This window comes from Saccharopolyspora antiqui, assembly GCF_052246905.1.
Lineage (GTDB): Bacteria > Actinomycetota > Actinomycetes > Mycobacteriales > Pseudonocardiaceae > Saccharopolyspora.
The window spans coordinates 63,531-86,071 of sequence record NZ_JBQQBO010000020.1; the positions used below are offsets into that span (position 1 = coordinate 63,531).

20 protein-coding genes are annotated in these 22,541 nt (G+C 68.9%); 8 read left to right on the top strand and 12 right to left on the bottom strand.

Annotated elements, in window-relative coordinates:
• Positions 1–163 precede the first annotated feature (163 nt).
• Positions 164–1,384: a sensor histidine kinase gene (locus ACTWQN_RS27270; RefSeq protein WP_443206435.1), complete on the top strand. Its 1,221-nt coding sequence runs from the start codon at positions 164–166 to the stop codon at positions 1,382–1,384.
• 12 nt (positions 1,385–1,396) lie between these two features.
• On the opposite strand, the gene ACTWQN_RS27275 is transcribed toward ACTWQN_RS27270, so the two are convergent.
• The 8 genes from ACTWQN_RS27275 to ACTWQN_RS27310 form a co-directional block, all read right to left on the bottom strand.
• Positions 1,397–2,293 (bottom strand): serine hydrolase, encoded by an 897-nt coding sequence (locus ACTWQN_RS27275; RefSeq protein WP_443206436.1) that lies wholly within the window; start codon positions 2,291–2,293, stop codon positions 1,397–1,399.
• Positions 2,290–3,162 (bottom strand): LysR family transcriptional regulator, encoded by an 873-nt coding sequence (locus ACTWQN_RS27280; protein WP_443206437.1) that lies wholly within the window; start codon positions 3,160–3,162, stop codon positions 2,290–2,292. Before ACTWQN_RS27280 ends, ACTWQN_RS27275 begins: the two co-directional genes overlap by 4 nt.
• A gap of 96 nt (positions 3,163–3,258) precedes the next feature.
• Complete coding sequence (locus tag ACTWQN_RS27285) at positions 3,259–4,257, bottom strand: YdcF family protein (protein WP_443206438.1); 999 nt, start codon at positions 4,255–4,257, stop codon at positions 3,259–3,261.
• A gap of 114 nt (positions 4,258–4,371) precedes the next feature.
• Positions 4,372–5,082, bottom strand: a complete 711-nt coding sequence (locus ACTWQN_RS27290) for a maleylpyruvate isomerase family mycothiol-dependent enzyme (RefSeq protein ID WP_443206439.1) — start codon at positions 5,080–5,082, stop codon at positions 4,372–4,374.
• Positions 5,079–5,897, bottom strand: coding sequence for a fumarylacetoacetate hydrolase family protein (locus ACTWQN_RS27295; RefSeq protein WP_443206440.1), 819 nt, complete (start codon positions 5,895–5,897; stop codon positions 5,079–5,081). Before ACTWQN_RS27295 ends, ACTWQN_RS27290 begins: the two co-directional genes overlap by 4 nt.
• 2 nt (positions 5,898–5,899) lie before the next feature.
• A complete protein-coding gene (locus ACTWQN_RS27300; protein WP_443206441.1) occupies positions 5,900–6,970 on the bottom strand; it encodes a cupin domain-containing protein in 1,071 nt (356 codons plus the stop codon).
• A gap of 86 nt (positions 6,971–7,056) precedes the next feature.
• Positions 7,057–8,370, bottom strand: coding sequence for an MFS transporter (locus ACTWQN_RS27305; RefSeq protein ID WP_443206442.1), 1,314 nt, complete (start codon positions 8,368–8,370; stop codon positions 7,057–7,059).
• Positions 8,371–8,509: 139 nt separating this feature from the next.
• The gene (locus ACTWQN_RS27310; RefSeq protein WP_443206443.1) at positions 8,510–9,277 is read right to left on the bottom strand and encodes an IclR family transcriptional regulator; all 768 of its coding nucleotides are present in this window, start codon (positions 9,275–9,277) and stop codon (positions 8,510–8,512) included.
• Positions 9,278–9,394: 117 nt separating this feature from the next.
• Between ACTWQN_RS27310 and ACTWQN_RS27315 the strand changes: the two genes are divergently transcribed.
• The 7 genes from ACTWQN_RS27315 to ACTWQN_RS27345 all read left to right on the top strand — a co-directional run bounded on the left by ACTWQN_RS27315 (position 9,395) and on the right by ACTWQN_RS27345 (position 18,249).
• A complete protein-coding gene (locus ACTWQN_RS27315; RefSeq protein WP_443206444.1) occupies positions 9,395–10,570 on the top strand; it encodes an FAD-dependent monooxygenase in 1,176 nt (391 codons plus the stop codon).
• A 578-nt stretch (positions 10,571–11,148) separates the two neighbouring features.
• Positions 11,149–11,937 (top strand): IclR family transcriptional regulator, encoded by a 789-nt coding sequence (locus tag ACTWQN_RS27320; protein ID WP_443206445.1) that lies wholly within the window; start codon positions 11,149–11,151, stop codon positions 11,935–11,937.
• Positions 11,938–12,080: 143 nt separating this feature from the next.
• A complete protein-coding gene (locus ACTWQN_RS27325) occupies positions 12,081–12,314 on the top strand; it encodes an acyl carrier protein (RefSeq protein ID WP_443206446.1) in 234 nt (77 codons plus the stop codon).
• The gene (locus ACTWQN_RS27330) at positions 12,311–13,537 is read left to right on the top strand and encodes a beta-ketoacyl-[acyl-carrier-protein] synthase family protein (RefSeq protein WP_443206447.1); all 1,227 of its coding nucleotides are present in this window, start codon (positions 12,311–12,313) and stop codon (positions 13,535–13,537) included. The genes ACTWQN_RS27325 and ACTWQN_RS27330 overlap by 4 nt, the downstream gene beginning before the upstream one ends.
• A 150-nt stretch (positions 13,538–13,687) precedes the next feature.
• Entirely contained in the window at positions 13,688–14,452 is a 765-nt protein-coding gene (locus tag ACTWQN_RS27335) for an SDR family NAD(P)-dependent oxidoreductase (protein ID WP_443206448.1), read from the top strand.
• Between the two features lie 24 nt (positions 14,453–14,476).
• Positions 14,477–16,525, top strand: coding sequence for a beta-ketoacyl synthase N-terminal-like domain-containing protein (locus ACTWQN_RS27340; RefSeq protein WP_443206449.1), 2,049 nt, complete (start codon positions 14,477–14,479; stop codon positions 16,523–16,525).
• Positions 16,522–18,249, top strand: a complete 1,728-nt coding sequence (locus ACTWQN_RS27345) for an acyl-CoA dehydrogenase family protein (protein WP_443206450.1) — start codon at positions 16,522–16,524, stop codon at positions 18,247–18,249. The genes ACTWQN_RS27340 and ACTWQN_RS27345 overlap by 4 nt, the downstream gene beginning before the upstream one ends.
• Positions 18,250–18,534: 285 nt before the next feature.
• On the opposite strand, the gene ACTWQN_RS27350 is transcribed toward ACTWQN_RS27345, so the two are convergent.
• From ACTWQN_RS27350 to ACTWQN_RS27365, 4 genes are all read right to left on the bottom strand, one after another.
• Positions 18,535–18,777, bottom strand: a complete 243-nt coding sequence (locus ACTWQN_RS27350; protein ID WP_443206451.1) for a hypothetical protein — start codon at positions 18,775–18,777, stop codon at positions 18,535–18,537.
• A gap of 22 nt (positions 18,778–18,799) precedes the next feature.
• Complete coding sequence (locus tag ACTWQN_RS27355; RefSeq protein WP_443206452.1) at positions 18,800–18,940, bottom strand: hypothetical protein; 141 nt, start codon at positions 18,938–18,940, stop codon at positions 18,800–18,802.
• 322 nt (positions 18,941–19,262) lie between these two features.
• Entirely contained in the window at positions 19,263–21,107 is a 1,845-nt protein-coding gene (gene dnaK, locus ACTWQN_RS27360; protein WP_443206453.1) for a molecular chaperone DnaK, read from the bottom strand.
• Between the two features lie 307 nt (positions 21,108–21,414).
• A complete protein-coding gene (locus tag ACTWQN_RS27365; RefSeq protein ID WP_443206454.1) occupies positions 21,415–22,533 on the bottom strand; it encodes a nucleotide disphospho-sugar-binding domain-containing protein in 1,119 nt (372 codons plus the stop codon).
• Between the last annotated feature and the right edge of the window lie 8 nt (positions 22,534–22,541).

A 22,541-nucleotide genomic window follows, 5' to 3' on the forward strand; every position in this document is an offset into this window, starting at 1 on the left:
GCGAAGCTATGGCGCGGGACGCTGCGCGGGCGTCGCCCGCGGGTGCCATCCGCTGATCATGCTGCGATCGCAGAAAGCCCAGCTCGGCGAGGGCATCGTCATACCCGGGGACTACGACCCCAGGCTCACTCGATCTTCGCCCGATTCCCATAGGGTTTCCGGTGTGGCAGAGCGAAAGCTGGTCGCGGACCGATCGGAGCCGACCGGTCCGGACGATTTGCGGTATTTCCTCGGTTCGCGGCCGTCCTGGCTGGCGCGGGTGCCGAGGTGGGTGGTCCTCGCCGCCATCAGCGGGTTCGTCCTGCTGATCTCGGTGTGGAGCATCATGCAGAACCAGCCGCCCGGTGCGCCGGTCCCGATCAAGGACCTCGCCGTGGTGCTGGCGGGCTCGCTCGCGCTGCTGGGCATGCGCCGGTTCCCGGCCTCGGTCGCGCTGTTCGCGGCGGTCGCGCACTACGTCACCCCGATGTTCTGGGGAAGCTTGGTCGCGCTGTACGCGCTGGGGGCCTACGGCCGGAAGCGCTGGCAGATCTGGAGCATCACAGCGTTCACCGTCCTGGCGTATCCAAACTGGCTGGGCGCCACCATCCCGCTCGACGTCAACACCGTCGAGGGGCTCATCGGGTACGCGGTCATCAACCTCTTCCCCGTCGTCGTCGGGCTCTACATGGCCGGTCGCCGAACCCGGTTGCTGCACTGGGTGGAGCGCGCCGAGCGCGCGGAACGCGAGCAGGCCCTGATCGCCGAGCGAACGCGCGCCGAAGAACGCACCCGCATCGCCCGCGAGATGCACGATTCCATCGCACACCAGGTGAGTCTGGTCGTGGTGCACGCCGGGGCGCTGGAGCTGCTCGCGAACCGGGACCCCGAGAAAGCCGCCCGCGCGGCGGCCACCATCCAGGCGGTCGGCCGGGGCGCGCTGAACGAACTGCGGCAGATGATCGGCGTGCTGCGCGCCGATCCCACCGACGACACGCCCGAACCGCCCCAGCCGACCTTGCGGGACGTCGAAGCGCTGGTCACCGCGTCCAGCGAGGCGGGTTTGGCGGCCGAACTGCGCGTCGAGGGGCAGCGCCGACCGCTGCCCGACCACATCGAGCGCGCCGCCTACCGGGTCATCCAGGAAGCGCTGACCAACGTGCACAAGCACGCGGGCGGATCCCAGGCCGCCGTGACGCTCGACTACGAGCCGGAACACCTGGTGGCCGCGGTCCGCAACACCCGTCCGGCCAACGACTTCCAGCGCAGCCTGCCCAGCGGTGGGCAGGGCCTGATCGGGCTCGCCGAACGCGTGCAGCTGGCCGGTGGCACCATCGCCTCCGGCCCGCTGCCCGACGGCGGCTTCCAGGTGACCGCGACCCTGCCCGCCGCGGCCCCCGCCTGACGACGGGCTCGATCACAGTCGCCCGGACCGCAGGTCGGTGACGGCGATCCGGGCGCATTCCGCGATGGCCGCGTCGACCGTCGGCAACGCCGCGTCGGCCCGCGCGGCGAAGGTGAACACCGCGACCGCGACCGGTGCCTCGCCGTCGAACTCGACGACGGACACCTCGTTGCGCACCGCGCCGATGGTGCCGGTCTTGCCCGCCACCCGCACACCCCGGAACGGGAACCCGGCGCGGATCCGGTGCAGCCAAACCTGGTTCCCCAGCAACCGCCGGATGAAGGCGCACTGCGCCGGTGACGCGGCGGCATCGGCCCAGATGAGCCCGAGCAGCCGGGTCATTTCGCGCGGTGTGGTGGCGCTGGCCAGTGCCGGGGCGTAGGCGCTGACGGTCCTGACCTCGTCGTTGTCGGCGAGCAGCGCGAACGCCTCGGCGGCGGACGCCGCGCCCAGGTCGCGGACCAGCGAGGCATGCGAATCGGCGGTGCCGCCGACCACCCTGGTCTGCGAAAGCCCCAGGTCGGCGAGCGTGGCGGCGACCGCGTCCAAGCCCACCTCGGCGAGGATCACATCCGCGGCGGTGTTGTCGGACACCCCGATCATCGAGGCCGCCAGGTCGCGCCAGGACAGCGTGACCGGGTCCAGGAACGTCGAAAGCCCGGTCGGGCCGCGCGTACCGGACGCCGGATCGATCCGAACCGCCGCGCGCGGATCCAGCGACCCGGCGTCGAAGGCGCGGCACAGCGCCACCAGCAGCGGCAGCTTGTAGACGGACGCGGTGACCACGAGTTCGTCGGCACCGACGCCGATCTCCCGCGAGTTCGCGGCACCCAACTGCACCGCGTGCACCCAGCCCTCGGCACCGGCATCCGCGAGCACCTCGCGGATCCGGCCCGTCACCGGGTTCACCGCTGCCTCCGCAACGCGGCCTCGAACGCGGTGCGCACGTCCTCCGGCGTTGGTTCCTGCCAGACCAGCCGCACCCGCAGCGCCAGGTCGTCCCCGGCCGACGCGCTGACCACACCCGGCGCTCGCAGCGCGGAGTCGGTGGTGAGTGCGAAGGCGCGCCCGGCGGCCACCGCGGCGACCGCGTCGCGGTCCCCAGCCGCCGGTAGGAAGTCCGGGTCGAGGCCCTTGCTCCGCAGGGTGTCCACGAGCAGGTCGAACGCGGCCGTGCCGTGGCTGCGCGGCGTGGTGGCGCAGGCGAGCCCGCGCAGCGCTCTGATCGACTGCTTGCGGCGGGCGGCCGGATGATCGTTGGGGATCAGCAGCCGGCGCGGGATCTTCAGCACCGGCCCGGCTTCCAGCGCGCCGATCAGGGCCGGGTGGTGCACCGCCGCGCAGTCCAGCCGACCGACCGTGACGGCATCGACGAGCTCCGCGGTCGGCGCCGTAGTGGTGATCACCGCGCGCGCCGCCGGATCCGGTGCGGCGGCGCGGACATCGGCCGTGACGGCGGCGATCCGCCAGTCGCTCAACGCCGGGATGACACCGAGGCGCACCGCACCGCGGTTCTCTCGCTGGCGGCGCGCCTCGTCCTCGAACTGGTCCGCACCGTCGAGCAGGGCGCGCGCCCTGGGCAGCAGTTCGGCACCGGCGGTGGTCAGCCGCACACCGCGCGAACCCCTGGTCAACAACGTGACGCCGAGCCTGTTCTCCAGCCGCTGCACGCCCTGCGACAGCGGCGGCTGCGTCATGCCGAGCCGGTCGGCGGCGTGCCCGAAGTGGCCTTCCTCGGCGACCGCGACGAAGAACCGGAGATGGCGAAGCAGATCCACGCCCCCGATCCAAGCAAACCACCCGTCACCACCCGAACGGTGCGAGGTGAAGGGCACCTTTGACCGGCATAGTCGGTCGAAGGTGCCCTTCACCCCTCACTCGATCGCGGGGAGCACGTGGCTGGCGATCAGGAGTAGGAAGATGCAGCCGTTTACGACGCGGTGGGTCAGGAAGACCGCTACGAACTCGCGGATCGTCGCGCTCGGCACGAAGTACCGGGCTGTCGGCGAACCGATCACCTGGGCCCTGACCTTCTCCTTGCGGGCGATTCGGGCGGCGCGCATGACGTGGAAGTTGTTGGTGACCACCAGGCAGCGGTACTTGGGCTTGATGGACTGCATGATCGCCTTGCTGAACCGCAGGTTCTGCTCGGTGGTGCGCGACTCGTCCTCGACCAGGATCTCGTTTTGCGGGACGCCCTTGGAAACGAGGTAGTCGGCCATGGCCCGCGCCTCGGGGAGGTCCTCGCCCGGTCCCTGCCCGCCGGAGGTGATCAGCACCGGGTGTCGGCCCTTCGCCCGCTCGGCGTCGAACGCGGCGCGCCCCCGGTCGAGTCGGCTGGCCAGCAGCGGCGGCACGCGGGACCCGATCAGCCCCGAGCCCAGCACCACGATGAAGTCCACGGCGCGGCGGTGCCGGATCTTGCCGTAGACGAACGAGTAGAGCAGGAAGCACACGAACAGGATCGACACGTATGCGAGCAGGCTGCCCGCGGTGTCCATGGCGACCTGCAACGGTTTCCACTGGATGGCGTTGGCGAGGGCGCGCAGCAGCAGGTAACCGATGATCCCGATGCCCGCGGCCAGCGACAGCAGGTTCGCCGGGCGCCTGCCCTCGCGCCGCAGCATCGTCACGCCGTTGGCGATCAGGAAACCGGCGAGGACCAGGATGGACAGCGGGATGAGCAGCACCAGCCCCAGCAGCACGATGGCTGCCGCCGGTTCCGACACCGAAGCCAGCGACATCAGCAGTCCGCCGACCAGGAAGACCAGCGCGAGGAACAGGTAGACGCCGTTGCGCAGCTGACGGCGGTCGTAGAGGAAACTCACCGCGAACACGAGGAAAAGCAGTCCGGCGGCGATGTAGAAGAACATGCCCGGCAGGCTAGTCGAGGCGCCCGCGGCGGTTTTCGGAAACCGAGCGAACGACGCACCAGCGCCGCTCGCTCGGATCCGATTCGCCCGAAGACCTGCTTCGGGCACCGCGAACTACAGCCAGCGGCCCAGCTCCGGTAGTTCGCCCTCGTCGGCCTTGAGGTCGCCGACACCCCGTCCAGCCACCCAGCGGGCCAGGTCGACGCTGGAACCCCGCACCACGTTGGGCTGCGCACCGTCGATGTCCACCCGGTACCGGGCGTCGCGGTCGGTCGGGGCCAGCAGCAGGGCCGGGCCCTGGGCCTTGCGCTGCCACAGGCCGGTGATGTCGACCAGCAGGGCGTCGACGAAATCCGGTGGGAAGTCGACGAAACTGGCGCCGTTGCCGAGGTCGACCGCGTGGATCCACACCTCGCGCGCCCGCATCCACGTCGTCTCGGTGGCTGGCACGAGACGACCCTGCGCGGTGCGGACCTCGGTGTTCCAGCGGTCCTCGGGCAGATCCCGCCAACTGACGTCCAGGTGCACCGCCGCGTGCTCGGCGAGCGCCCGCAGCGCCGAAACGCTCAGCGTGGCGCCTTCCTCGATCTCCGCCGCACGCGCCTGCGGCGAGGAGTACATCGGGTTCTCCACCCCGGTGGCGGCCCAGTCGACCAGCCGCGCGATCGCCCGCGCGTTGTAGCCCACGTGCGAGACCAGGTGCCGCCGCGTCCAGCCCGGCAGCCCGGTGGGCGCGTCGAATCCGGCGTCGGGGAGCTCGCCCAGCTTGCGGGCGAAGTACGCGGTCCCGCGACGCGCCCACCGCAGCTGCTGCGCCAGGCTCACGAGGCTTCCTTGACGATGTTGACCAGCTCGCCCAGCCCGTCGATGCGGGTGACCAGCTTGCTGCCCGCGGTCAGGTAGCGCGGCGGCTTCCGGGCGTGCCCGACACCGCCGGGGGTACCGGTGGCGATCACGTCGCCCGGGTTGAGGGTGACGATCTCGGAGATGTAGGAGACCAGGTGCACCGGGTCGAAGAGCAGATCGCTGATGTTGGCGCGCTGCATGACCGCACCGTCGACCTCGGTGACGATGTCCGCGTCGAGCTCGAACTCCTCCGGCGTCACCAGGTACGGCCCGAACGGCGTGGTGGCCTCGAAGGTCTTGCCCTGCAACCACTGCTTGGTCCGGTACTGGTAGTCGCGCACCGTGACGTCGTTGAGCACCGCATAACCGGCGATCGCCGCCTCGGCCGCCGCGCGGTCGGCGCCCCGCACCCGCGAGCCCACCACGACCGCCAGCTCGGCTTCCCAGTCCAGCGCCTCGGAGACCTTCGGCAGCTCGATGTCGTCGTTCGGGCCGACCAGCGCCTCCGTGAACTTCGCGAACAGCGTCGGGTATTCCGGAAGTTCGCGACCCATCTCCAGGATGTGGTTGCGGTAGTTCAGCCCGACGCAGACGATCTTCCCCGGACTGGGCACCACCGGCGCCAAGTCCACATCGGAGCGCTGGTGGCGGGTGCCGTCCGCGGATGCGATGTCCTGCCAGCGGTCCTGCCGCAGCAGGGCGCCGACGTCGGTCGCCGCGAGCGCCACCGCCTCGTCACCGTCGATGCGAGCGGCGGTGGTCCTGCCACCGAGGCGCAGCGTGGCCAGCTTCATGATTAACCTTCCTCGACGAACACGCGGGACTGGTTGAGCCGTTCGAAGATCGGCTGGTCGGAGAAGCGGAACAGGTCGAACCCGCCTTCGGAACGCAGCGACCACTTGACCCAGGACGGCACGACGAACAGGTCACCGGTCGACACGCGGTGTTCGGTGCCGTCGAGCACCACCTCGCCGTCGCCTTCGAACACCTGCCACACCGAGGAGCCGACCTCCCGGCGCGGTCGGGTCCACGCCCCGGCGCGCAGCCGGTGGAACTCGGCGCGGATCGTCGCCATCACGTCACCGCCGGTGGTCGGGTTGCTGTAGCGCACCGCGGCGTGCCCCGGCTCGACGGTCGCCGGTTGGCCCTCGTCCTCCAGCGCGAGCTGTTCGCGCAGGGCCGCGTCGGTGTGCTCCCAGCGGTACGCGGCGATCGGCGAGTTCGGCAGATCGTCCAAACCGGACAGCGGCCGCAGGCCGGGGTGCGCCCACAGCCGCTCCGAGCGGGAGATGTGCGGCGTGGCCGGGTCGGTGACCTGCTCGGAGCCGAATTCGAAGAAGCCGGTGTCGGTGTAGTGCACGAACGGGATGTCCAGCCCGTCGATCCAGGCCATCGGCTGGTCGGTTTCGTTGTGGTGGCCGTGGAAGTTCCAGCCCGGCGTGAGCAGGAAGTCGCCGCGGCGCATCGCCACCGGATCGCCGTTGACCACGGTCCACACGCCCTCGCCCTCGACCACGAACCGGAAGGCGTTCTGGCTGTGCCGGTGCTCCGGTGCCACCTCCTGCGGCCCGAGGTACTGGATCGCCGCCCACAGCGTCGGGCTCGCGTGCGGCACGCCACCCAGGCCCGGGTTGGCCAGCGCGATCGCCCGACGCTCGCCACCGCGGCCGACCGGGACCAGGTCGCCCGCGCGCTGCGCCAGCGGATACAGCGTCGACCAGCGCCACACGTGCGGCACGGCCTTCGGGGTCGGCTGCATCGGCATCAGGTCGTCGCGCTGCGTCCACAGCGGGTTGAGGTTCTCCGTCGCGAAGTCCGCGTAGAGCTGGGCGAGCGCGGCTTCCTGCTGGGTGTCAAGCGAAGTCATTTCGTTCTCCCCTCGAATACCGTCGATGCTGCCAAAACGTTCGCTGCTGCGGAATCAGATTCCAGTGTGCAGAACAACCGTTGGTTTCACCGGGAATCGATCTCCGCCGCCAGGACCGGCTGGTCAGCGGTTCGGCGCCGCGCCGAACGCGGGCACAGCCACAGCAGCACGCCCGCTACGGCGGCGGCCACCGCGAAGGCGAGGAAGTTCGAGCCGACCCCCAGCCCCGCGGCCAGCAGCAGACCGCCCACCTGCGGAGCCGCCACGGCGCCGATGCGGCCGACGCCGAGCGCCCAGCCCAGGGCGGTGCCCCGCAGCCGCGCCGGGTAGTAGTTCGCGACCGCGGCGATGACCAGGCATTGGGTGCCGTGCGTGCCGACTCCGGCCAACACGAGCAGGGCGTAGGTGACCACGTTCGGCGGATGCGCCAGCAGCCCCGCCAGGCCCAGCGCGGCGACCACCGCCGCCACCACACCGGTGCGCATCGGGCCGAACCGGTCGCCCGCCCACGCCGTGAGCAGCGAACCGACGACCGCGCCCAGGTTCAACGCCAGCAGGAAGCTCAACGCCGAACCGAGGTTGAACCCGGACTCCCGCATCAGCTGCGGCAACCAGGTGCCCAAGCCGTACCAGGCGAACAGGATCGCCAACGTGGCCAGCGCGAACAGCACCGTGGCGGCGAGGTAGGACCGGGAGAACAGCCCCGGCACGTCATCGGTCGCGTCGGGCGATTCGTCCACAGTGGTCCCGAACCGGCGCGCTACCTCGGCGGCGCGCTCGTGGTCGCCGCGAGCCCGGTGGTACGCCGCCGTCTCGGGCAGGAATCGCCAGCTCAGCGGCAACACCACGACCAGGCAGATCGCCGCGACGCCGAACATGCTCGGCCAACCCCACGCCGGGATCAGCCAGATCCCCAGCACCGCCGCCGCGCTTCCGCCGATCGGCACGCCGGACATCATCAGCGTCGACACCAGGGATCGCCGGTGCTGCGGGACGAACTCGGCGGCCAGCGCGTTCGCCGACGGCACCAGACCGCCGAGCCCGAGCCCGGCGAGGAACCGCAACGCACCGAACGACGCGGGATCCCAGGCCACCGCGCAGAGCACCGTGAACACCGAGAACCACCCGGTGCACAGCAGAACCGCGCGGCGCCTACCGATCCGGTCCGACAGCACCCCGGCGACCAGCGCGCCCACCAGCATTCCGGCGAACGCCAGACTGCCCAGCAGGCCAGCCACACCGGGTGTCAGGCCCCAACCGGGTTCGTGCAGCAGTTCCGGCAGCACGGTGCCGTAGACGATCAGGTCGTAGCCGTCGAAGACCACGGTGAGCCAGCAGAGGGCGACCACGAGGACCGTTGCCCGACCTGATCGGACCGGGCGCACGTCGGTGTGCGACATGACCCACACCATAGGGCTGGAATTCCGCCATATCGGCCACCATTCTGCTATCCAGAATCAACCAGACGGCCGTGCGTACGGCGGGTTTCCTCCCGGCCGCGCGCTCCCGGCCAGCGCTGGCGTGCGGCAACGACCGGTTCTACAGCTCGGGCAGGGCCTGGACGTCGACTTCGGCGCGGGCGACCGCGGCTCGCATTTCTCGCACCAGAACGGGAATCTGCTTGGGGTCGAACCGCGCCGACGGTGCGGCGACCGACAGCGCGCCGACCGCAAGCCGGGTCGCGTCGTGCACGCACATCCCGATGGCCGAGACGCCGTCCTCGGTCTTCTCCCGGTTGACCGCGTAACCGGTCTCCCGGACCGCCTTGAGCTCGCGCAACAGGGTCTTCCACTCCCGGTCGGAGAGCTGCCGATCCGCCTCGCCCGGCCGGTAGAGCTGCGCCAGCTGGTCGCGCTCCAGCTCGGCCAGCAGTGCCTTGCCCCCGGAGGACAGGTGCGCGGGCAGGATCGTCCCCCGCCGGTCACCGACGTGCAGGATCTGCGTCGATTCCACGCTGGCGAGGAACCGCGTCTGGGTGCCCACCCGCACCATCAGGTTCACCGTCTCCTGCACCCGCTCGCACAACGCGTCCATGTGCGGGTACAGCGCCTTGCGCAGCCACTGGTTCGGATGCCCGGCCACCTGGTTGGCGGCCAGCGCCGGGCCGGGCACGTAGGTGCGCCGATCGTCCTGGATCGCGAAGTCCCGGTACACCAGCATCGACAGCAGCCGGTGCGCGGTGGACCGGGCGATGCCGAGCTCTTCGGCCGCCTCGCTGACCCGCAGTCCGCCCTGGTCGCGAAGCATCTGCAGGAGCAGCAGCGCGTTGTCCACCGACGTCAGCGCGTACGACGGCTTGTTCTTCATGCTGGAATTCTATTCTTCTCCCTCGAACGTGCCGCTAGCGTCTCGTTGATCCCGTTCACCGTGCAGACCAGGCCCGCACCTGCCAACTCACGACGTCCGACGCAGAAGGGAACCCGCATGAGCAGCAATCGAGCAGTCGACCGGCAGGACGTGGTCGTGGTCGGCGGCGGTATCGGCGGGCTGGCCGCCGCGCTCGCCCTGCGTCTGCGAGGCCGGTCGGTGCGGCTGCTGGAGCGCGCCGCCGAGTTCGGCGAGGTCGGCGCGGGCCTGCAACTCGCACCCAACGCCACCCGCATCCTCCGCGAGTGGGGCGTGCTGGCGCAGGTTCTCGCCGCCGGGGTCGAACCGCAGCGCCTGGTGCTGCGCGACGCGGTCGGCGGCGGCGAACTCACCCACCTCGCCCTCGACGCGGAGTTCCGCACCCGCTTCGGCGCCCCGTACGTCGTCGTGCACCGCAGCGACCTGCACCGCATCCTCGTCGACGCCTGCCGCGCGGCGGGTGTGCTGCTGGAGACCAACCGCCAGGTCGACCGCGTCGAAAGCACCGGCGACACCGCCTTCACCTGCTGCGCCGACGGTGACGTGTTCGAAAGCGACGTCGTGCTCGGTGTCGACGGGCTGAACTCCACGCTCCGCGACGGCATCGTCGGTGATCAGCCGGTCCCCTCCGGCTACGTCGCCTATCGCGGTGCGGTCGCGGTCGAGCAGATGCCCGCCGAGGTGAACCTGGACGAGGTGGTGGCCTGGATCGGCCCGGGCTGCCACCTGGTGCAGTACCCGCTGCGGCAGCGCCAGATGGTCAACCAGGTCGCGGTGTTCCGCAGCCCCGCCTTCGACCGCGGCGAATCCGACTGGGGCGGGCCCGAGGAACTCGACGACGCCTTCCGGAACTGCTGCGAGCCGGTGCGTAGTGGCTTGGCCTCGCTGTGGCGGGATCGCCGCTGGCAGATGCACGACCGCGAACCCACCGACAACTGGATCAGCGGCCGCCTGCTGCTGCTCGGCGACGCCGCGCACCCGGTGCTGCAGTACCTGGCCCAAGGCGCCTGCCAAGCTCTGGAAGACGCCGCCACGCTGGCTTCGGAGGCCACCAAGCACTCCGACGACTGGCCCGCCGCGCTGCGCGCGACCCAACAGGCCCGCATCCTCCGAACCGCACGCGTGCAGCGCAATGCCCGCACCTGGGGCGAGGTCTGGCACATCGACGGCGTAGGACGCCTGCTGCGCAACGAACTCCTCACCAACCGCGACCCGAGCGACTACACCCACATCGACTGGCTCTACGCCAACTGAATCCACAGTGGAACCCAGCAGACCGAAGGGCACCTTTCACCAACATACTTGGCAAAAGGTGCCCTTCACCCACCACCCGATCAGTGACGAGCCGCCCCGCGGCGGAGCTGGGGTGCATCCCGTGATCGGTGGTTCCGACGTTGTCGAATTCTTCCTACGCGATCCGCCCGGATCCGCATTTCGGACACCATTCGGATAATTCTGCGCAAATTCTCCCAGTCCTGCACCATCATCGGCATCCCCGAGGTTCTTCGCCTCCCCCTGATATTTCCCCCACCAGACACTCGCAAAGGCCAATGAGAGTCAACATCCGCAGCGAAAAAACAACGGCCTTCTCCGCCGTGCAGAACAATTCACCCAAACACCACCACCGGATCCACTGTTGATCAATCGCCCCCACCCGGCCGCAATTCTCGGCATATGCCAACGGTGCGCTGCGAAATATGAGTGATCTCCTTGCGCTTTCCCCCACCGAGTTGGTGGCAGGAGTATCGAGTGGAATACCGTGACCGGCCAGCTCGCCCCGAAGCCCCAGCGCAGACCAGGGTGGGCGCCACATCCATCGGGCGGAGAGTGCAATGAACACCGCGAGATCCCCGCGTCCTCGTTCGAACCTGACTTCGCGTTCCGGTCCGGTGCAGAAACTACTGGTGTTGCTGGAAGCGATCGCGGTCGGCCCCAGGCGATTCACCGAACTGGAGAAGAGCACCGGGCTGCCCAAGTCGACCACCCATCGAATGCTGGAGGTCCTGATCGAGCACGGCCTGGTCGCCAAGCTCGACAGCACGTACACGTTGGGCGAGCGCTTCCACTCCCTCGTGCACATGAACGCGGACTCGTCGACGGGAGATCTCCAGCGATTGCTCACGCCGTACCTCGTGGAACTCCTCGAACGCGTCGGTCACGTCGTGATCGCCGGGGTGCTGAGCGGTTCGGAGGTGTTCTGCGTCAGATCCCTCTTCAAGCACGACGCCGCCGGGCTGGTCCGGTCCGACCGCTGGCGGGAACCCACGTACTGCACGGCCTTGGGCAAAGTGCTCCTGGCGTACACGCCCGGCCAGTTGGAGAAGCTGCTCGCCGGGGTGGCGAAGCTGCCCGCCCACACGTCGGGGACCATCAGCACGCCGACCGCTCTGCGGCAGGAAGTGTCCGGGATCCGCCGCCGCGGCTACGCGTTCGCGCGGGACGAGTACATCCCCGGGATAACGGGGGTAGCCGCGCCGGTACTCGACCGCAGCGGCATGGCGGTGGCAGGCATCGGTGTCACGGGACGATCCGCCGGATTCGACAAGAAGGCGGTCATCCTGCACACACAGCAGGTGTCCTACGCGGCCTCGCTGCAAGTCAGGCGCGCCCAGGGCGGCTGATCGTCCCGACCCACCGGCCTGTGTGGACAGTTCCGCGCCGCGGAACTGCCCCTTCCACCCAGGAACGCGATACGCCTAGCGTCAGGGTCATCGGCAGACGGTTTTCCGTCCGAACAGAACGTTCTGAGGAGGCCCGCGACAGCATGACCGATGTAGCTGGGGAACTGTCCGCAATCCTGGTGGACAGCTTCGACGTCGTCTGCGGTGACATCATCGCGCACCGGACCCTGGAAGAACTCGGGGTGGACTCCGTCGCGGCTGTGGAACTCGCGGACATCATCCGGGAGAAGTTCGACGTCGCCCTCGACGACGAGGAGCTGACCACTGGCACCACCATGGAACAGCTGATCAGCACGATCGCGGACGGCACCTCATGAACAACGCACCGGCGGCGATCACGGGCATCGGGCTGATCACACCCGCTGGTCTCGGCCGGACGGTCAACTGGACAGCGGTCTGCGCCGGGCGCCCCACCGCCCGGCCGATGGAGGAGCTGAAGGATGCACCCGTCGACTTCGCCAGCATGGTGCCCGCGACCTTCGACGCGAACCGGTTGGCGGGGCACCGCATCTCTCGCTCATACGACCGCAGCACCCAGTTCGCCCTCGTCGCCGCTCACGCAGCCCTCAACGACGCCCAGCTCACCGCGAACGCCCGCGCGAACGCCCGCGTGGGTGTGGTCATCGGCACGGCGTTCGGCGGCGCCCAGACCTACGACGACAACCACGCTCGCCTGCTGGCCGGAGGACCTCCCGCAGTCACCGCCCGGTTCCTGCCCAAGGGCCTGGTGAACATGGTTTCCGGGGTGCTGTCCATCGAACTCGGTGCGACCGGCCCCAACATGGTCGTGTCAACCGCATGCGCGTCCGGTGCGACCGCGATCGGGCTCGGCCTGGGGCTGCTGCGCAGCGACGCGTGCGACGTGGTGGTCTGCGGCGGCACGGACGCCGCGGTAACCCCGTTGCACGTGGCCGGGTTCCACAAGCTCCGCGCGCTCTCCCGCGCCAGGAAGCACCCGCCAGAGCACGCATCCCGCCCCTTCGACGTCGACCACGACGGGTTCGTGATAGCCGAGGGAGCCGCGATCATCGTGCTGGAGAAGGAAAAGGATGCGGCGACCCGAGGAGTCCGGCCGCACGCCCACCTCGCCGGGTACGGCGCGACGGCCGACGCGCACCACGTCACCGCGCCACACCCACAAGGCGTGGGGGCCAAAGCCGCCATCCGGCTGGCCTGCCAGGACGCCGGGATCATCGCGGACGACGTCGGGCATGTCAACGCGCACGCCACATCCACTCCCACCGGGGACGCGGTCGAGGCGGACGTGCTCGCCGACGTCACCCCGAACGCGGCCGTGACCTCGACCAAGGGCGTCACCGGCCACGCCCTCGGCGCCGCCGGGGCCATCGAGGCCGCCTACACCGCGCTCGCCCTGCGGTCCCAGACCGTCCCGCCAGTGGCGAACCTGGACCAGCCCTGCACGAACGCCCACGCGCTCGACCTCGTCACCCATCACGCACGCCGGATGCGTTTCGACGTGGCGCTGTCGAACTCCTTCGGCTTCGGCGGGCACAACGCCGTGCTCGCGCTGACCAAGTGACCGGAGGTGACCATGTCCACCGCCGAGGCGAACCTGCGCTCGCGTCCGCCGCCCCCGCATCACCCGCACCGACGTCCAGGTCACCGAGCCCGGGCGAGCCGCATCCCATTTCGTCCCAGCCACTTCGGGCAGAGGAAGGACCGGCGCACGATGCCTCAGATCGCTGTCATCACCGGTGGAACGGCCGGTATCGGCCTCGCTTGCGCACGCAGGTTCGTCGCCGACGGCGGGACCGTCGTCATCTCCGGCCGCTGCGCCGAACGGGGGCGCAAGGCCATCGTCGAACTCGGCGCGGGCGACCGCGCCCGCTACATCCCCGCTGACGTCACCGAACCGCAGCAGATAACCAGCCTCATCGAAGAAGCAGTGGACGAACACCGCCGCATCGACGTGCTCATCAACAGCGCCGGAGGCGTCACCGACGACGGCAAACCGGTCGCCGAGCTCGATGACGACGCCCTCAACAGGGCCTTCGCCCTCAACGTGAACTCGGCGTTCTGGGCCTGCCGCGCCGTGCTGAAACACATGCTTGCGCGGGGCTACGGGCGGATCATCAACATGTCCTCGATCGCCGGGAAAACCGGCGCGGCCGGGCTCGTCGGCTACACCACCGCCAAACACGCCCTCATCGGCTACACCAAGACCCTCGCAAAAGAGGTCACCACCCGGGGCATCACCGTCAACGCCGTGTGCCCCGGCATCACCGACACCGAGATGATCCCCCGCGAACTCCGAGGCGCGATCGAGAACTCCGGTGCCGATTTCAACACGGCAGCCCGGTTCTACACCGGCGACCTGGGCCGCATGGTCGCGCCCGCTGAAGTCGCCGCGCTCGTCGCCGCCCTCGCCGCCCCCGACGCGGGTTCGATCTCCGGCGCGGCGATCAGCGTTGACGGCGGATTCACCCAGTACTGACCCGTCTCACGGGAAGGCCCGACCGTGTCGTCAACTCCGTGGCTGGCGTACGACCCCAACCCCAACGCCGAACGACATCTGCTGTGCTTCCCCTATTCGGGCGCGCCACCATCGCTGTTCGAATCCTGGCGCATCCCCGGTGTTGATGTGCTGCCACTGATCCTGCCCGGACGCGGACCCCGCAAGGCGGAACCACTCCCCCGCTCGTTGTGGGAACTCGCCGAAGACGTCGCCAGCGGCGTCATCCCCCGCCTACCTGGCCGCTTCTGCCTGCTGGGGCATTCGATGGGCGCGTGGCTCGCGCACGCCGTCGCTACCGTCCTCACCGAAAACCACCAGCCCGGTCCCGAGCGACTGGTCATCCTCTCGGCCCCACCACCGCACCTGCACTCGCGCCGGTTCTCGTCCCTGCACGTGCTTCCGGACGACGAGATGGTCGACGAAGTCATCCGCCTCGGCGGGGCACCCGAAAGCGCCCGCGACGCGATCCGCTCCAACGTCGACGTCATCCGAGCCGATGCCACCGCCGTAGGCCAATACCGCCCCGCGCTCCGCATGCTGTCGTGCCCGATCACCGTCATCGGTGGGACACGTGAACCGCTGTTCGGACTCGCGGATCTCTTGGCGTGGCGCGAAATCACTCGCGACAACGTGTCCATCCACTTTGTGGAGGCCGGACACTTCACCGTCACCGAGAGACGCAACGAGATCATCCGCACCGTCACCCGCGATACCCACGCCGCCCACCATGCCGACCCCACCGCGGTGGTCGGTATGGCCTGCCGATTCCCCGGCGCCAACAATCCCGCTGAGTTCTGGAACGTGCTCCGCGGCGGCCGCACCGCCATCGGCCCCGTCCCACCAGACCGGATCACCAATCCCCGCCATCCGATCATGCACGTCGGCGGTTTCATCGATGACGTCGACAAGTTCGACGCCGAGCACTTCGGGTTCGGCGCCCGCGAAGCGCACCGCTGCGACCCCCGGCTGCGGCTGCTGCTCATGGTGGTGCAGGAAGCCATCGACGACGCCGGACTCACCGCCCGCGATGTCGCAGGACCCCGTACCGGCATCTGGGTCGGCGAATCCCACTCCGACTACTGGGACCTCTCCACGCCCGTCGTCGCGCCGAACATGTACTCCCTTTCCGGCGGAGGACTGAAATCGTTCCTGTCCGGCCGTGTCTCCCACTTCTTCGATCTGCAAGGTCCGAGCATCACGCTCGACACCTCCTGCTCCGCTTCGCTCACCGCGATCCACACCGCCTGCCACGCCCTCCGCAACGGTGAAGTCAACGCCGCGTTCGCCGCCGGAACTCACCTGATCCTCAACCCCGACGCAGGCCCCTCCCACGGGCTCGCGAGAGCCCTGTCACCGCACGGGCGCTCGACTTTCGCCAGCATCGACGCCGACGGCTACGCCCGCGCCGAAGGCATCGCCGTCGTGCTGCTCAAACGCCTCTCCGATGCCGTCCGCGACAACGACCCGATTCACGCCGTCATCGAAGGCTCAGCCGTGAACGCCAACGGGCAATCCGGCCGCAACATCGTCACCACCTCTGTTCCTGGGCAGGTGCGCATGATGCGGGAAGCGCTCGCCGACGCGGGCTGCCACGCCGCTGACATCGGCTACGTCGAAGCCCACGGCCCCGGAACCCGCGTCGGTGACGACGTCGAACTCAACGCCCTCAACGAGGTCTACGGCAACAACCCCCGCGCCTGCCTGGTCGGCAGCGTGAAGACGAACATCGGACACCTCGAACCCGTCGCCGGAATCGCCGGAATCTTCAAAACCGTCCTCGCCCTCCAGCACGGGCAAGTCCCGCCATCGCTGCACCACATAGAACCCGCACCCGTCATCGACTGGGACCATTCCGCGCTGCGCGTACCGACCACCTGTGAGCCGTGGCCCGCCGATGGCCCCCGCCGCGCCGCCGTCTCGTCGTTCGGGCTGTCCGGTGCGAACGCGCACGCCATCGTCGCCGCACCGCCTGCGCGAACCAGGGCTCGACACCGCGGCCCGACGCGCACGTGGAACCTGCATCGCTACTGGTACACCGAGGTCTCCCGATGAACCTCAACCCGTTCTTCCGCGACCGCATGCCCATCTGGGCAGAACTCGATGAACTCCTCAGCAAACCCGCGTTCGACCCCACCCGCACCGGCATGAGCACCACCTACCAACGCCTCCAAGCATTCGGGCGCATGCTCGGCCCCGCCCGAGAACTGCACCACGCCCCCGGACGACTGCTCGCCGGGATGGAATGGGCCGGGATCGTCGATCCCGCGATGATGCACGCCGCGATGGTCCACTACGGCGTCGCCACCACCGCCCTCGTCGAATGCGGTCATCCCAACAACGACCTCGACCCGCTGATCGCCGAACTCGACACGATGGACGCGCCCGGCGCGATCGTGGCCACCGAACTCGGGCGCGGCGGCTCCCAAATGCACATGCGCACCGAAGCCCACTACAACCGCGACCGCCGCACCTTCATCCTCCACACCCCGGACGATGCCGCGCTGAAGATCATGCCCAACGTCGCGTGGACCGGGCTCGCCCGCACTGCCGTCGTCAACGCCCGCCTCATCGTCGACGACCACGATCACGGGGTGCACGCGTTCGCGTTCCGCTTCCCCCACCCCCACGCCCACATCACTGCGCTCCCCGGCGGGGCACCGATACCGCTGGACTATTCCGTGATCCGCTTCGACCACGCCGAAATCTCCCACGGCCAATGGCTTTCCGACACCGCCACCATCACCGCCGAAGGGGTTCGCGATCCGCTCACGCCGCAACAACGCCTCGCTCGCTCCCTCGGCGGGGTCAACGCCGCCGTCACCTCGGCCGCGGTCGCGCTCACCTCGGCCGCCCGTGCCGCTGTCACGATCGCCGCCCGATACAACACCCAACGCCGCACCGGACACCCCGCCACACCCGTCCTGCGGTTCACCACCCATGCCACCGAACTCGCGTCCGCGATCGCCCAGGTGTACGCGACCAGCTTCTACGTCGACAAAATCCGCCGCGACTTCATAGCCGAACGCCTCTCCGGCACCACCGGCTCAACCCACGGCGTGGCGAACGCGCACTACGCACCGTGGCTCGCCGCCAACCGCGACCGCACCCTCGCCAAGGCCGCCGCCACCCTGAACCTTGAGTCCGTCGCCGCAACGTGCCGACGGCTGTGCGGATTCCAAGGAGTTCTGCACGCCAACCGCATCACCGTCTACGAAGACATGGCCCGCTCGTTCCACGCCGCCGGAGGTGACACCCGACTGCTGCTGCTGGAAGCCGGGAGACAACTCCTGGACGGCACCGACGCGCCCGCCGTCCCCGCCGCGCAAGGTGTTGAGGACCCCCGCTCGGCGATCCGGTTGGCGTCCCTGCACGAACGAATTCTCGCCGACCAACTCCACCACCGCGTCAACCGCGACGGTCCCAACCCCCACCTCCACGACATCGAATCCCTCGCCCGCGTTCACCTCGTACGCCGCACGCTCCAGGAATTCGACACCGCCGCTACCACCGGAGGAAAGTGGCGCACCATCGTCGATGCCGCCCGACGCCTCTACGGCCTGGACGTGGTCCTGGATTCGGCCGCGTGGCACCTCAACCACGGCCTACTGAGGCCCGGTGACACCGACGTACTCCGCCACGCCCACACCACCGCTGCCGAAGAAGTCGGCCGCCACCTCGGCCACCTCATCGACGGACTAGCGGTCCCGCCTGGCCGCGCAGGAGGATTCATCGGCCGCGACAACTACGTGGAACGCATCGCCACGCTACTGCCGTGACTGCCGGGCGACCAACAGCGCGAAATGCTGGGATCGACCAGGGGTATCGCTATTTCAGGAACGAAGCGATGGCGGCTGAAAGTTATCTAGATCATCACAAATACGTTGTAATCCGCGCAGTAGCTTCATCGCTGTAGGCGTAGCCTCACAGTCTCGCCGACGCGTTCACTGGTTCACACAACACTGCACGACGAAGACGCCCCCAGCACGCAGCCACAGGCACGGCCTAGGCCAGGACTGGGCCGACCTCGGACTCTGGGTGCGCGTGCTTCTAGGCGGAGAGCGTCATCGTCGACCTGAGCGAGCCCGAGGACCGGTCCCGTCGTGGCCGATCTCCTTGATCGTCAACGTTATCTCGCGTCCGGTGTCACGCAGCCGAATCCACTTCGAGGCATCACCGGGGGTGATGTCGTAGACGTAGCGGCGCTGCAACGCCTCGCCTTGCTTGTGGCCGCCTTCGGCGAGGATCCGTTTCTCCAGTGCGTCGGCGTCAACGTCGAGGATCTTGGCTTCGTGCTCGATGGGCACTGGCGTTCCTTTCGTTCGATGATCAGTCCACGGCGATGGCGTGGGGTGCGAGGCGTTTGTATTCGGCTTCGCGGAACCGGACGACCTCTGTGGCGAGGTCGCCGTAGGCGAACTCGTTCAACGGTTGGCAGAGGTCCATGCGCTGGATGCAGACTCCGACCATCCAGCATCCGTCTCGGGCCCTGTACAGCCGGATGCCGTAGAAGTCTTCCTGGCAGTCGGCGTCGTTGTTGAATCGACACCCAGCACGGGTTTCGGGTAGCCGGGTGCGGCGGATCCACTCACCGCCAGGCCATACCAGGCCATACCAGGCCGTCCAAGGGTCGGAACTGTCCAAACACGTCGGTACTCCTCAGCACTATTTGTGCTGGTCAGAGCACATATTCGAGCATTGCCGCAGATCCCGCCAGGCCCCTAATACAAAGTCCCCCTTTGACCGGCATAGTCGGTCGAAGGGGGACTTCACTCATCGTGCGAACGGGTGGTTACTCCTTTTTTTCGTCTTCGTCGATTATTTCTGCGTCGACAACTTCTTCGCCGTCGGGTTTTGGTGGGGGGCCGCCGTCGCCGCTGGTGTCGGTTGCGGTCTGGTGGTGGCCGTACATCGCTTGGCCGATGGCTTGGGAGGTTGTGGCGAGGTGGTCTACCGCGGAGCGGATCTTTTCGATGTCGTCGCCCTTGAGGGCTTCGTTTACGTCTTTGATCGCGTCCTGCACCTGTGTCCGGGTGTCGGCCGGGATCTTGTCGGCGTTGTCGGTCAGGACCTTTTCGGTTTGGTAGACCAGGGTTTCGGCTTGGTTGCGGGTTTCGGCTTCTTCGCGGCGCTTGCGGTCCTCTTCGGCGTGCGCCTCGGCGTCCTTGACCATCCGGTCGATGTCGTCCTTGGGCAGCGCCGAGCCGCCGCTGATCTTGATGGACTGCTGCCGACCGGTACCGAGATCCTTGGCGTTGACGTGCACGATGCCGTTGGCGTCGATGTCGAAGGTGACCTCGATCTGCGGTAGACCGCGCGGCGCGGGCGGCAGCCCGGTGAGCTCGAACATGCCGAGCTTCTTGTTGTGCGCGGCCATTTCCCGCTCGCCCTGGAAGACCTGGATCATCACCGACGGCTGGTTGTCCTCGGCGGTGGTGAAGGTCTCCGACCGCTTGGTCGGGATCGTGGTGTTGCGCTCGATGAGCTTGGTCATGATGCCGCCCTTGGTCTCGATGCCCAACGACAGCGGCGTGACGTCCAGCAGCAGGACGTCCTTGACCTCACCGCGCAGCACACCGGCCTGCAGGGCGGCGCCGACGGCGACGACCTCGTCCGGGTTGACGCCCTTGTTCGGCTCCTTGCCGTCGGTGAGTTCGCGCACCAGATCGGTTACGGCGGGCATTCGCGTCGCCCCGCCGACCAGCACCACGTGGTTGATGTCGCCGACCTTGATCCCGGCGTCCCGGATCGCGTTGTTGAACGGCTTGCGGCAGCGCTCCAGCAGATCCGAGGTGATCCGCTCGAACTCGGCGCGGGAGAGCGTCTCGTCCAGGAACAGCGGGTTCTTGTCCGAGTCGACCGTGATGTAGGGCAGGTTGATGCTGGTCTGCGACGAACTGGACAGTTCGATCTTGGCCTTCTCGGCGGCCTCCTTGATCCGCTGCATGGCCATCCGGTCCTTGGTCAGGTCCATGCCCGAGGACGCCCTGAACTTGTCGACCAGCCACTCGACGATGCGCTCGTCCCAGTCGTCACCGCCGAGGTGGGTGTCGCCGGAGGTCGCCTTGACCTCCACCAGCCCATCCCCGACTTCCAGCAGCGACACGTCGAAGGTGCCGCCACCGAGGTCGAAGACCAGGATGGTCTGCTCCCGCTCACCCTTCTCCAGGCCGTAGGCCAGCGCCGCGGCGGTCGGCTCGTTGATGATCCGCAGCACGTTGAGCCCGGCGATCTGCCCGGCCTCCTTGGTGGTCTGCCGCTGCGAATCGTCGAAGTACGCGGGCACCGTCACCACCGCATCGATGACGTCCTCCCCGAGGTAGGACTCCGCGTCCCGCTTGAGCTTCATCAGCACGCGGGCGCTGATCTCCTGCGGCGTGTAGGACTTGTCGTCGATCTGCACCCGCCAGTCGGTGCCCATTTGCCGCTTGACCGACCGGACGGTCCGGTCCACGTTGGTGACCGCCTGGTTCTTCGCTGGCTGACCGACCAGCAGTTCGCCGTTCTTCGCGAACGCCACCACCGACGGCGTGGTCCGGGACCCCTCGGAGTTGGCGATCACCGTCGGCTCGCCGCCCTCCAGCACCGCCACCACGGAGTTGGTCGTCCCCAGATCGATTCCAACCGCGCGCCCCATCACGCACTCCTCTCCGACTCGCCCATCCGGTCGAGTCCCGCGAGGCCGACACCCTCAGTATGGGAACCCCTCACGAGCGCGTCCACCTGGGCAAAGGCGCCCGGCGCCGCTGCTCGGCACGCGCCCACAAAATCGGCGTGCCGTGGCATCAAGTGCCACTCAGGGCGCCGATAGCAACTCGATGCGCACGGCCCACGTGACGGCCGAGACATCGGGTTGCCAACGTTCTCAGGACACAACACCTGACCCACCAATCACACGACCCCCATGGCAGGTCAGGCGAAATCGGGGCGCTTCGCCCCAGCGTTCACGACCGGTCGGTCGCAACCAGTGCTTCGAGGGTTGGGACGAGTTCGGCGGGGGCGGGCATCGCGGCCATCTCCGCCTTGACCTCGCCAGCGGCCGAGGCCAGGGCGTCGTCGGTGATCAGGCGCGTCAGGTCGGCCGCGGTGATCCGCTTGGCCGGGACCGCCAGGCCCGCGCCGCGAGCCGAAACCAGCCCGGCGTTGAACTTCCGGTCGCCCGCGCCCGGCGTCACCAGCTGCGGGAGGCCCGCCGCGAAGGCACCGAAGATGCTGCCCGCTCCACCGTGGTGCACCACCGCCGCGCAGGTCGGCAGGACATCGTTGATCGGGACCCAGTCGACCGTTCGAACGTTCTCCAGCAGCACCCGGCTCGCGGTCTTCCCGTCGGGGCGCACCAGCACGATCTCCGCGTCGACCTCCGGCGCCGCCGCGACGACAGCCGCCATCGGGTTCTCCCCCGGGCCGTTGACCGTGCTGCGGCTGACCAGGATCCGGGGCCGCGCGGGCGGCTGCGCCAACCAGTCCGGAACCGCGCCCCCACCGCTGAACGGCTCGCACCGCATCGGCAACCCCTCGCGGGCACCGACAACGCTCGGCGGCCCGATGGTCAACGTCGTCGCAGCGGGCGGCAACGCCGCCGCGCCGTGGCGCCCCAAGGTCCCGGCGATGCGGGTCGCGGCGATCAACTCCGGGCCGTTGAACAGCGAGTTCTCGTGCAGCACCAGCGGAACACCACGGCGTGCCGCGGCCAGCGCACCGGAGGCCGCGAGCGGTTCGCAGATGACCAGCTCGGGTTGCCACCGGTCGGCCAGCGCCACCACACCGTCGGCCAATTCGTCGTTCACCGCGCCGAAAATGCGGGACACGCCGCGCAGCCCGCCATCACCGGCGAGTTCGGCGCGGGCCAGCAGCGGGTGCCGGAGCATGATCCGCCGTGCGATCCGGCCGAAATCGAAGCCCGGTGCGACGTCCTCGATCTCGATTCCGTTCTGCCGGGCGGCGAGCGCATCCCCGGCCGTAGCCGCCAGCACGTCATGACCCGCGTCGCGCAGCACCCGCGCCAACGGCATCAACGGGAACAGGTGCCCGAGCAACGGAGCCGCCACGACGAGAATCCGCACGACCGCAC

Coding starts and splice junctions, on each gene's coding strand:
- ACTWQN_RS27285 (WP_443206438.1), bottom strand. CDS start 4,257: ATGTTCTTCTACATCGCCGCCGGACTGCTTTTCCTCGTGTTCGCGGTG.
- ACTWQN_RS27295 (WP_443206440.1), bottom strand. CDS start 5,897: ATGAAGCTGGCCACGCTGCGCCTCGGTGGCAGGACCACCGCCGCTCGC.
- ACTWQN_RS27300 (WP_443206441.1), bottom strand. CDS start 6,970: ATGACTTCGCTTGACACCCAGCAGGAAGCCGCGCTCGCCCAGCTCTAC.
- ACTWQN_RS27305 (WP_443206442.1), bottom strand. CDS start 8,370: ATGTCGCACACCGACGTGCGCCCGGTCCGATCAGGTCGGGCAACGGTC.
- ACTWQN_RS27310 (WP_443206443.1), bottom strand. CDS start 9,277: ATGAAGAACAAGCCGTCGTACGCGCTGACGTCGGTGGACAACGCGCTG.
- ACTWQN_RS27315 (WP_443206444.1), top strand. CDS start 9,395: ATGAGCAGCAATCGAGCAGTCGACCGGCAGGACGTGGTCGTGGTCGGC.
- ACTWQN_RS27320 (WP_443206445.1), top strand. CDS start 11,149: ATGAACACCGCGAGATCCCCGCGTCCTCGTTCGAACCTGACTTCGCGT.
- ACTWQN_RS27325 (WP_443206446.1), top strand. CDS start 12,081: ATGACCGATGTAGCTGGGGAACTGTCCGCAATCCTGGTGGACAGCTTC.
- ACTWQN_RS27330 (WP_443206447.1), top strand. CDS start 12,311: ATGAACAACGCACCGGCGGCGATCACGGGCATCGGGCTGATCACACCC.
- ACTWQN_RS27335 (WP_443206448.1), top strand. CDS start 13,688: ATGCCTCAGATCGCTGTCATCACCGGTGGAACGGCCGGTATCGGCCTC.
- ACTWQN_RS27345 (WP_443206450.1), top strand. CDS start 16,522: ATGAACCTCAACCCGTTCTTCCGCGACCGCATGCCCATCTGGGCAGAA.
- ACTWQN_RS27355 (WP_443206452.1), bottom strand. CDS start 18,940: ATGGTCGGAGTCTGCATCCAGCGCATGGACCTCTGCCAACCGTTGAAC.
- dnaK (WP_443206453.1), bottom strand. CDS start 21,107: ATGGGGCGCGCGGTTGGAATCGATCTGGGGACGACCAACTCCGTGGTG.